At 40.6% G+C, this 9,868-nt stretch carries 8 protein-coding genes; all 8 read left to right on the top strand.

Annotated features, from left to right (window positions below; translation table 11 throughout):
• Window positions 1–76 precede the first annotated feature (76 nt).
• The 8 genes from M983_RS06370 to M983_RS06335 all read left to right on the top strand — a co-directional run bounded on the left by M983_RS06370 (window position 77) and on the right by M983_RS06335 (window position 9,859).
• Window positions 77–553 (top strand): RpiB/LacA/LacB family sugar-phosphate isomerase, encoded by a 477-nt coding sequence (locus M983_RS06370; RefSeq protein WP_066748786.1) that lies wholly within the window; start codon window positions 77–79, stop codon window positions 551–553.
• A gap of 274 nt (window positions 554–827) precedes the next feature.
• Window positions 828–1,454 (top strand): 4Fe-4S dicluster domain-containing protein, encoded by a 627-nt coding sequence (locus M983_RS06365; protein ID WP_066748783.1) that lies wholly within the window; start codon window positions 828–830, stop codon window positions 1,452–1,454.
• 1 nt (window position 1,455) lies between these two features.
• Window positions 1,456–3,471: a hydrogenase 4 subunit B gene (gene hyfB, locus M983_RS06360; RefSeq protein WP_066748780.1), complete on the top strand. Its 2,016-nt coding sequence runs from the start codon at window positions 1,456–1,458 to the stop codon at window positions 3,469–3,471.
• Window positions 3,472–3,483: 12 nt separating this feature from the next.
• Window positions 3,484–4,434 (top strand): respiratory chain complex I subunit 1 family protein, encoded by a 951-nt coding sequence (locus tag M983_RS06355; RefSeq protein ID WP_066748779.1) that lies wholly within the window; start codon window positions 3,484–3,486, stop codon window positions 4,432–4,434.
• Between the two features lie 14 nt (window positions 4,435–4,448).
• Window positions 4,449–5,888 carry a hydrogenase 4 subunit D gene (locus M983_RS06350; protein WP_066748778.1) on the top strand — a complete coding sequence of 480 codons (1,440 nt, stop codon included), beginning with the start codon at window positions 4,449–4,451 and terminating at the stop codon, window positions 5,886–5,888.
• A gap of 12 nt (window positions 5,889–5,900) precedes the next feature.
• Window positions 5,901–6,551, top strand: a complete 651-nt coding sequence (gene hyfE, locus M983_RS06345; protein ID WP_066748775.1) for a hydrogenase 4 membrane subunit — start codon at window positions 5,901–5,903, stop codon at window positions 6,549–6,551.
• 4 nt (window positions 6,552–6,555) lie between these two features.
• Window positions 6,556–8,124, top strand: coding sequence for a hydrogenase 4 subunit F (locus M983_RS06340; protein ID WP_066748772.1), 1,569 nt, complete (start codon window positions 6,556–6,558; stop codon window positions 8,122–8,124).
• Between the two features lies 1 nt (window position 8,125).
• Window positions 8,126–9,859, top strand: a complete 1,734-nt coding sequence (locus tag M983_RS06335) for a hydrogenase large subunit (RefSeq protein WP_066748769.1) — start codon at window positions 8,126–8,128, stop codon at window positions 9,857–9,859.
• Window positions 9,860–9,868 lie beyond the last annotated feature (9 nt).

Here is a 9,868-nt window from a genome sequence, read left to right as displayed (position 1 = left end):
TAGCTTTTAATATTTATTATTATCAATAAGATAGTTTATCTTAGCCAATAATTCTTAAATTAATTTAGGAGTCTATATGGAAAAGAAAATCATTATAATGGGTGCAGATCCATCAGGTTATGAACTGAAAAATTCAGTGAAAGAGCATTTATTAGCTAAAAACTATACTATTAAAGATATCACTGAATCAGGCCCTATTGGTTATTGCGATGTCGGCGATAAAGTGGGTGAAATTATTTCAGAACATCCTGAATATGTTGGTTTTGCATTCTGCGGAACAGGGATGGGCGTCAGTATTAGCGCGAATAAGCATAAAAACGTTTATTGTGGTGTTTGCGAAAGTGTAACAACTGCTCGTTTTTGTAAGATTATTAATAATTGTAATATGCTTTCTATGGGGGGCTTATTAATAACGCCATTTAAAGCCAATATGATGGTTGATGCTTATTTAGAAGCAACCTTCAGTCAAGGTTTCACAGAAGCAACCCCTGACGATTTAAAATGTGGCTTAAAAAGCATGAAAGCGGTTGAAAATAGAATTTATAAAAGCTAATCCTTATTTGAATTAACCCGCCTCTTTAATAGGTCTGTCTATCCAGGCCTATTTCATTAATATCCTCTTTTGATAAAACGACATTAACAGATAATGACAAATTAATGGTCTTTTAGTGTCAACGTCATTAATGTCGATCCGTCATTCCCTTCTTATTTGAATTATTTTAATCCATTGATTTAAAAGATAATATTTGTTGGCATGAAATATGCTTCTTCTAAGAAAAATTAACGACAGTAATGCTGTTAAATGTTTTTCTTGGAGGATGTGGCGAATGAATCGCTTTGTAATTGCAGAGCCACAACGATGTATAGGGTGTAATACCTGTATGGCGGCTTGTTCTGAAGTTCATCAAGCTGTGGGTTTACAGGCTCATCCGCGTCTTACTGTGGTGAAAGTGGAGGATCAAACAGCGCCGATGCTTTGTCGACACTGTGAAGATGCTCCTTGTGCTCTTGTGTGTCCTGTCAATGCGATAACTCATGAAGAAGATATGATCTTCCTTAATGAGAGTTTATGTATTGGCTGTAAATTATGCGGTTTAGTATGTCCCTTTGGTGCTATTACACCATCGGGTAGTAAACCCGTCAATTTACCTGCTGTATTTGATTATTTTGTTCCTGAAGAAATGTTAGCTGATGTGCCAGCAAGCTTACCTACTACAAACCCATTTCTTGCATGGAATGCAGGAATCAGAGCTATTGCAGTGAAATGTGATTTATGTGCGTTTTCTGACGAGGGTCCTGCTTGTGTCAATGTGTGCCCTACTGATGCCTTACATTTAATTGAAGACGATAGTCTTGAAGAACAAATGAAAAATCGACGTTTAAGTGCGGTTACTGAACCTCTAACAGGGCTTGATGCGTTATCTCTTTCTACATTGGCACAGGAGCACAAGTAATATGGAACCTCTTCAGTTACTACTGTGGTCAATCATCCTCTATGTTGCTGGTGGTCTTCTTTCTCTTCTTTTAAAAAAACAAGAAGGCTTAGCGATTTTTGTTACAGGCATTAGTGCCATTATTGGTGGCGTATTAGGTATATTAAGCGCATTACCCGTTATTTTTAACGGTGAAACAGTCAGTTTTGCAACTAAAGGGCCTTTTGATTTTGCCGCTTTTGTTGTGAGAATGGATATGCTTGGCGCCTTTATGGTGTTTGTTATCTCATTGCTGGTGACAGTTTGCGCGCTTTATTCCCTTTCTTATGTTCAAGAATATAAAGGCCGTGGTGCATGGAGTATGGGATTCTTTATGAATCTTTTTATTGCTTCTATGGTGGGCTTGATTGTGATGGATAATGGATTTTACTTTATTATCCTCTTTGAAATGATGTCACTGGCTTCTTGGTTCTTAGTTATTGCGGATCAAGATGATGAATCTATTCATGCCGGCTTGCTTTACTTCTTTATTGCTCATGCAGGCTCAGTGTTAATCATGATAGCCTTCTTCTTAATGTGGCGTGAAAGCGGTAGCCTTGATTTTGATTCATTCCGCCAACTTTCTCTTTCTCCTGCAATGGCATCTGTGGTGTTTTTACTGGCATTCTTTGGTTTTGGTGCCAAAGCCGGTATGTTGCCATTACACAGTTGGTTACCAAAAGCCCACCCCGCAGCACCTTCTCATGCATCGGCATTAATGTCAGGTGTGATGGTCAAAATTGGTATTTTTGGAATAATTAAAGTCGGAATTGATTTATTAGGTGCCACCGAAATGTGGTGGGGAATTGTTGTTCTCGCCTTTGGTGCGGTTTCTTCTGTTCTTGGCGTAATGTATGCCTTGGCTGAACATGATCTTAAGCGCTTACTTGCATGGCATACCGTTGAGAATATCGGCATTATTTTAATGGGTGTGGGCGTTGGCATGGTAGGTATGGCAACCGATCATCCTGTTATTGCTGCACTTGGCTTATTAGGCGCACTTTACCATTTATTAAATCACGCTGTATTTAAAGGATTATTATTCTTGGGTGCAGGAGCCATTATTAACCAAATTCACACCCGTGATATGGATAAAATGGGCGGTTTAGCGAAATTAATGCCTTATACCGCAACGGCCTTTTTAATTGGGTGTATGGCGATTTCTGCACTACCTCCTCTCAATGGTTTTGTTAGTGAGTGGTATACCTATCAATCTCTCTTTTCAATGAGTCATGACGGCAACTTTGTTATGCGATTAAGTGGTCCTATTGCCATTATAATGTTGGCAATAACGGGTGCATTAGCCGCTATGTGTTTTGTGAAAGTCTATGGCGTTAGTTTCTGTGGTGGTGCTCGTAGTGAACAAGCCTTAAAAGCAAAAGAAGTGCCATTACCTATGACTATTGCAATGGGTTTATTAGCACTCTTTTGTTTGATATTAGGTATAGGAGCAACTTGGGTTGCACCAATGATTGCCAATATTGCGATGTCATTGAGTGAAACTCGTGTATTAACGGTAGCTCAAGGTTCATTACTTATCCCAGATACAACATCTCAAGCAATGTTCTCTCCTGCATTAACCTTTATTTTATTAATCGCGCTACCGCTTATCCCATTCTTGATTTACCTGGGTTTAAAAGGCCATCAACCTGCCTCACGACGTAAAGGTGAGCCTTGGGCGTGTGGTTATGCATGGGAAAAAGATATGGCGGTGTCAGCAGGTGGCTTTACTCAAGCATTACGCAGTATGTTCGCGCCTCTTTATCGTATGCGTAAACAGCTTGATCCATCTCCATGGCTGTCTATTGGGTTTAATAAAACACAGCGCGGTGCTGAAAAGGTCGAACCATTTTGGGATGAAAGCATTATTTATCCACTGGTTCGTGGTATCCAACGATTCGCTAAACGTATCCAATGCCTACAAGGTGGGGATTTCAGACTGTATTGTCTTTACGTTGTCGTTGCGTTGGTCATCTTGCTTTTCGTCATCGCAGCGTAAGGAGAGGGACTTATGACTTTCCAAGAAACACCTTCATTTATAATGGGGATATTCGCCGTCATCCAAGCATTTTTTTTACTTGCGATCACGCCGTTATGTACCGGTATTTCTCGCCAAATTCGCGCTAAGATGCATTCGCGTCAAGGTCCTGGTATTTGGCAAGATTATCGAGATCTCTTTAAGTTGCTCAAACGCCAATCGGTATCACCAGCACAATCTGGCGTTATCTTTCAAATCATGCCTTATGTTTTATTAGGTAGCATGCTGGTGGTTGCTATGGCATTGCCTGTATTTACGGGAACCTCTCTTTTTGGTGGTGCTGCTGACTTAATCGCATTGATTTATCTATTCGCACTTTTCCGTTTTTTCTTTTCATTATCTGGATTGGATTCAGGAAGTACATTTGCAGGCATTGGTGCAAGCCGTGAGCTGACTTTGGGTGTGTTAGTTGAGCCAACATTAGTGTTATCACTGATTGTGGTTGCATTGATTGTAGGCTCCACCAACGTAGGCATAATCAGTGCTACGTTAGCGCAAGGTTGGGTATCTCCTACTGCGACTTTACTTGCTCTATTAGCCTGTGCTTTTGCCTCTTTTATAGAGATGGGCAAAATGCCTTTTGATGTCGCTGAGGCTGAACAAGAGTTACAAGAAGGGCCATTAACAGAGTATTCAGGCTCTGGTTTTGCCATGGTGAAACTCGGAATAGGCTTGAAACAAGTTGTTGTTGCTGAGCTTTTTCTGGCTGTGTTTATCCCATTTGGTAAAGCATCTGAATTTACCTTTGTTGCATTACTCATTGCTCTTATCTTGATGGCAGTGAAGTTGTTAGTCGTGTTTGTCTTAGCGTCATTAGTTGAGAATAGTCTAGCGCGTGGTCGCTTCTTATTAACTCATCATGTGACATGGCTTGGGTTCGGTGTTGCGACACTGGCTCTTGTTTTCTATTTAACCGGTCTATAAGGAGCGAGGAAACAATGGAAAATATAGCTCTTGCGACCTTACTGATCCCCTTTGCTGGGGCATTAATCACCTCTTTAATGCCAAATAAAATGGCGAAATGGTTATGTACGCTATTTTCGCTATTAGCAACACTAGGTACTGTCGCTTTAGGTTGGCAATTTCTTGCTGAAGGTAAGATAGATACCACTATTACCTTAGTTAGTTATGGTGATATTGCGTTGTTTGGCTTTACTATCGATCGTGTCAGTACCTTAATTGCGTTTGCTGTCGTGTTCTTAGGGTTGTTAGTGAGTTTGTATTCAACAGGTTATTTAACAAATAGCAATCGTGAGCATCCTCATGAAGGAACTCGTCGCTACTATGCTTTTTTACTGATCTTTATCGGTGCAATGGCAGGATTGGTTTTATCATCAACCATACTGGGTCAGTTGTTATTCTTTGAAATAACAGGGGGCTGTTCTTGGGGATTAATAGGTTACTACCAATCTGAGAAATCATTACGCTCAGCAATGAAAGCGTTATTGATAACTCATGTCGCCTCAATTGGTTTGTATATTGCCGCAGCGACGCTTTTTGTGAGTACCGGTTCGTTTGAATTAACTGCGATTGCATCATTAGATGATTCAACAAAACTCATTGTGTTTGGTGGAATTCTTTTTGCTGCTTGGGGTAAATCAGCACAGTTACCTTTACAAGCATGGCTACCTGATGCAATGGAAGCCCCAACGCCTGTTAGTGCTTACTTACATGCTGCATCAATGGTAAAAGTGGGTGTTTATATTTTTGCCCGCGCAATTATTTCAGCAGATACCGTTCCTCATATTATTGGTTGGGTGGGGATTGGTATGGCAGTCATCACACTGATTTATGGTTTTATGATGTATCTGCCACAAAAAGATATGAAACGTTTATTAGCATGGTCAACCATCACTCAACTTTCTTATATCTTCCTTGCATTATCTATCTCTATCTTTGGACCTCGAGAAGCCTTTAACGGTGGTGTCGCCTATATCTTTAACCATGCATTCGCAAAAAGCTTGTTCTTCTTAGTTGCAGGTGCACTGAGTTATAGCTGTGGTACACGCATGTTGCCTCGCTTAAAAGGGCTGATTAATAAATATCCGCTACTTGGTGTTGGTTTCTGTGTTGCCGCACTCGCTATTGCAGGTGTTCCACCACTCAATGGCTTCTTTAGTAAATTCCCGATTTTTGCAGCTGGCTTTGAGTTATCAAGTGTTTTCTGGGTAATGACACCGATTATGGTGCTGGTGTTAATCGAGTCCGTTGCCAGTTTCACGTGGTTTATCTACTGGTTTGGTCGTGTTGTACCAGGCAAACCAAGTGAAGAGGTCGCAAATGGGCAACCTGTACCCGCTGCAATGAAAATAGTGATTGGCGTGCTAATTGTAATGTCATTCTGTTCCAGTGTTATCGCTGTCACTTGGCTAGGATAAGGGAGATAAATCATGACTGGAGCACTTATTGTAAATAATTTAGCGGGGTTAATGATGATCACCTCGCTATTGGTGATTGGCGCTAAAAAGCCTGTAGCCTCTTGTTGGTTTTATGCGTTGCAATCCTTTGTATTGGTGATGATTTTCGTCACTTTAGCCAACACGCTTAATGCACATCAATTAACGTTATGGGCGATTACGGCATTTTTCACAAAAGTTTTATTAGTTCCACTTATTATGGGATTTGCATTTCGTAAGTTATCAGATCCTAGCGCGAATGTAAGTGTGATAAGGCCGGCTTGGTTGATGCTATTTGCCGCCATTATCGTCATTTTATGTTGGTTTGTTGTTGAGCCTATTCAAATACCGATTGTTGCTGATTTAAAACCTGCATTAGCGGTGTCGTTAGGTCACTTTATGTTGGGATTATTATGCATCGTGACACAACGAAACATCCTCAAACAAGCATTTGGTTATTGTTTGATGGAAAACGGCTCGCACTTAACACTGGCGTTATTAGCGTGGAGAGCGCCAGAGCTTGTAGAAATAGGTATCGCAACTGACGCTATCTTTGCCGTGATTGTGATGGCTGTTCTTGCTCGTAAAATTTATCGCACGCTCAACACACTGAACGTGGATCAATTGACCGCGTTGAAGGGGTGAGGAGATGAATCAAACAACCATGTTAACAATCCTAATGTTTGCACCGCTGGTATTTTCAATACTAGCCTTTTTAAGTCCATTATTAAAAGTCGCGGCACGTCCTGTTGTGACAGGTATTCATACCATCGGCATTATTGTGCTGTTAATTGCAGCACTTGGTACTGTTGCTGATGTTATGACTCATGGCGAAATTTTAACAGCCTCTAACTGGATCCATGTTGATAGCTTAGGCGCCTTATTCTTGACTATCCTTGGAATTATCGGCTTTTTAACCGGGCTTTATTCTATTGGCTATATGAATCATGAAGTCGATGAGGGAGAAATCTCTGCTCGTACTTTGTGTAATTATTATGGTTTTTTCCATCTCTTCTTATTCACCATGCTGTTAGCCGTGACAAGCAATAACTTGATATTGATGTGGGCTGCAATTGAAGCAACAACATTAAGTTCTGCATTTTTAGTGGGAATTTATGGTCAACGCTCTTCTTTAGAAGCAGCATGGAAATACATCATTATCTGTAGTGTCGGTGTGGCATTTGGTCTTTTTGGTACGATTTTGGTTTATGCCAACGCAGCAAGCTTTATGCCTGATCCTGATCATGCCATTTTCTGGACTGACGTGTTGAAATATACCCATCAGTTAGATCCAACGCTAATGCATTTAGCGTTTGTCTTTATTTTAATTGGTTTTGGGACAAAAACCGGGTTATTCCCTATGCATGCGTGGCTACCTGATGCACATAGTGAAGCACCTAGCCCTGTGAGTGCATTGTTATCTGCGGTGTTATTGAATTGTGCACTGTTAATTATCATACGTTACTACATCATTATTGATGCAGCTATAGGAACCGATTTTACACGTAATTTACTGTTAATATTTGGTTTGTTATCTGTCGCTATCGCTGCGTTCTTTATTCTTATTCAGCGTGATATGAAACGCTTATTAGCGTATTCCAGCGTAGAAAATATGGGGTTGATTGCCGTAGCCTTAGGTATCGGTGGTCCTATCGGTATTTTAGCTGCGTTATTTCATACACTAAATCACAGCTTAGCCAAAGCCTTGCTGTTCTGTGGTTCTGGTAACGTGTTACTCAAATATGGCACAAGAGATCTTAATGTTGTGAAGGGCATGTTTAAAGTCATGCCATTAAGTGCGGCACTTTTTGCGGGTGGCGCATTAGCATTAGGCGGCATGCCACCTTTTAACGTCTTTCTCAGTGAGTTTATGATTGTTATTGCTGGGTTAGCAACTCAACACATTGTTTTAACGATTATTCTTTTATTGTTATTAACAGTCGTATTAGGTGGATTAGTTCGTATGGTTGCTAAAACCGTGTTTGGTCCAAAACCAGACGTAGTGGCAAAAGGCGAACTAGGCGTATTAACCACATTACCGATGATTATTTTGATTGCACTGATGTTGTTAATGGGAACACACATTCCAAAGCCTGTGAGTGAATTACTCGAAAATGCAGCCAACATTGTCATGAATGTCGATAACAGTGAAGCACCAACTTATGCATGGCCAAAGGCTTTAATCAGTAATCAATCAACATCGGTTCAGGAGATGTAACGTGAGCTATCAAAATTATGTCAGTAGAAAAGAGGGAAAAGAACTTGGTGGAGAGTATGTCGCTAAAGTTCGAGAAAAATTCCCATCAGCAGTATTAGATGAAGAAAGACAAACTGCTGATCAATTGACGATAACAGTAAAAACAGACTCACTGCCTGATGTGGTGGAGTACCTCTATTATGGTCTAGGAGGCTGGTTACCGGTTCTTTTTGGTAATGATGAACGTAGTTTAAACGGTGATTTTGCAGTGTATTACGCATTATCAATGGAAGAAGGCGAAAAATGCTGGATTGTAGTAAAAGCCCATGTCAGTCCTATCAGCCTTGAGTTTCCTTCTGTGACACCACGTGTTCCTGCGGCGGTATGGGGTGAGCGCGAAATTCGGGATATGTATGGTCTTATTCCTGTTGGGTTACCTGATGAGCGTCGTTTAGTGCTACCTGATGATTGGCCTGATGAAATGTATCCTTTGCGTAAAGATGCAATGGATTATCGCCAACGACCTGCGCCAACAACAGAAACAGAAACCTATCCTTTTGTGAATGAAGGTAAGGAAGATGCGCGTATTGTTCCTATTGGTCCTATGCATATCACGTCTGATGAACCTGGACATTTTCGTCTTTTTGTTGATGGTGAAACGATTGTTGATGCAGATTACCGTATGTTTTATGTCCATCGTGGAATGGAAAAATTAGCAGAAACACGCATGGGATATAACGAAGTGACGTTTTTATCTGATCGTGTGTGTGGAATTTGCGGGTTTACACACAGTGTTGCTTATACTACATCTGTTGAAAATGCGTTAGGCATTGAAGTTCCACAACGTGCTCACACGATTCGATCTATTTTATTAGAAGTTGAACGTCTTCATAGTCACTTGCTCAATATTGGTTTAGCAAGCCATTTCACCGGATTTGATACTGGTTTTATGCAATTTTTCCGTATTCGTGAAAAATCGATGCAAATTGCAGAAATGCTTACTGGTGCACGTAAAACCTATGGTTTGAATTTAATTGGTGGTATTCGTCGCGATATCTTAAAAGATCAACGTCTTAAAACTATTCAATTAGTGAGAGAAATGCGTAGAGAAGTCACTGAATTAGTCGATATTTTACTTACAGCACCCAATATGGAACAGCGTACTGTCGGTGTGGGTATTTTAGATAGAAAAGTTGCCCGTGACTTTAGTCCTGTAGGCCCAATGATAAGAGCGAGTGGCTTTAAACGTGATGTGCGTTTTGACCATCCTTTTGCTGATTATGGCAATTTACCTTTAACACTCTTTAGTTATGAAGGCGGTGATGTTTTCTCTCGTGTCATGGTACGTATTAAAGAAGTATTAGATTCCATGGCAATGATTGAATATGCGCTAGATAACTTACCTGAAGGGCCATTATTAACAGAAGGCTTCACTTATCAGCCTTATAAATTTGCATTAGGTTTTACAGAAGCACCACGAGGTGAAGATATTCACTGGAGTATGTTAGGGGATAATCAAAAATTATTCCGCTGGCGTTGTCGTGCAGCGACTTACGCGAATTGGCCGGTATTACGTTATATGTTGCAAGGCAATACGGTATCTGATGCACCGCTTATCATCGGTAGTCTTGATCCTTGCTACTCCTGTACTGACAGGGTAACGCTTGTTGATGTGAAAAAACGCAAATCAAAAACAGTCTCTTATAAAGAAATTGAGCGTTACAGCATCGAACGTAAAAATTCGCCGCTCAAGTGAGGGAGTGAA

The organism is Proteus myxofaciens ATCC 19692 (assembly GCF_001654855.1).
Lineage (GTDB): Bacteria > Pseudomonadota > Gammaproteobacteria > Enterobacterales > Enterobacteriaceae > Proteus > Proteus myxofaciens.
This window is presented reverse-complemented; position numbering and strand designations above follow the sequence as displayed.

Excerpts from the sequence above, each read along its gene's own strand:
- M983_RS06370 (WP_066748786.1), top strand. The coding sequence starts at position 77 with ATGGAAAAGAAAATCATTATAATGGGTGCAGATCCATCAGGTTATGAA.
- M983_RS06365 (WP_066748783.1), top strand. The coding sequence starts at position 828 with ATGAATCGCTTTGTAATTGCAGAGCCACAACGATGTATAGGGTGTAAT.
- hyfB (WP_066748780.1), top strand. The coding sequence starts at position 1,456 with ATGGAACCTCTTCAGTTACTACTGTGGTCAATCATCCTCTATGTTGCT.
- M983_RS06355 (WP_066748779.1), top strand. The coding sequence starts at position 3,484 with ATGACTTTCCAAGAAACACCTTCATTTATAATGGGGATATTCGCCGTC.
- M983_RS06350 (WP_066748778.1), top strand. The coding sequence starts at position 4,449 with ATGGAAAATATAGCTCTTGCGACCTTACTGATCCCCTTTGCTGGGGCA.
- hyfE (WP_066748775.1), top strand. The coding sequence starts at position 5,901 with ATGACTGGAGCACTTATTGTAAATAATTTAGCGGGGTTAATGATGATC.
- M983_RS06340 (WP_066748772.1), top strand. The coding sequence starts at position 6,556 with ATGAATCAAACAACCATGTTAACAATCCTAATGTTTGCACCGCTGGTA.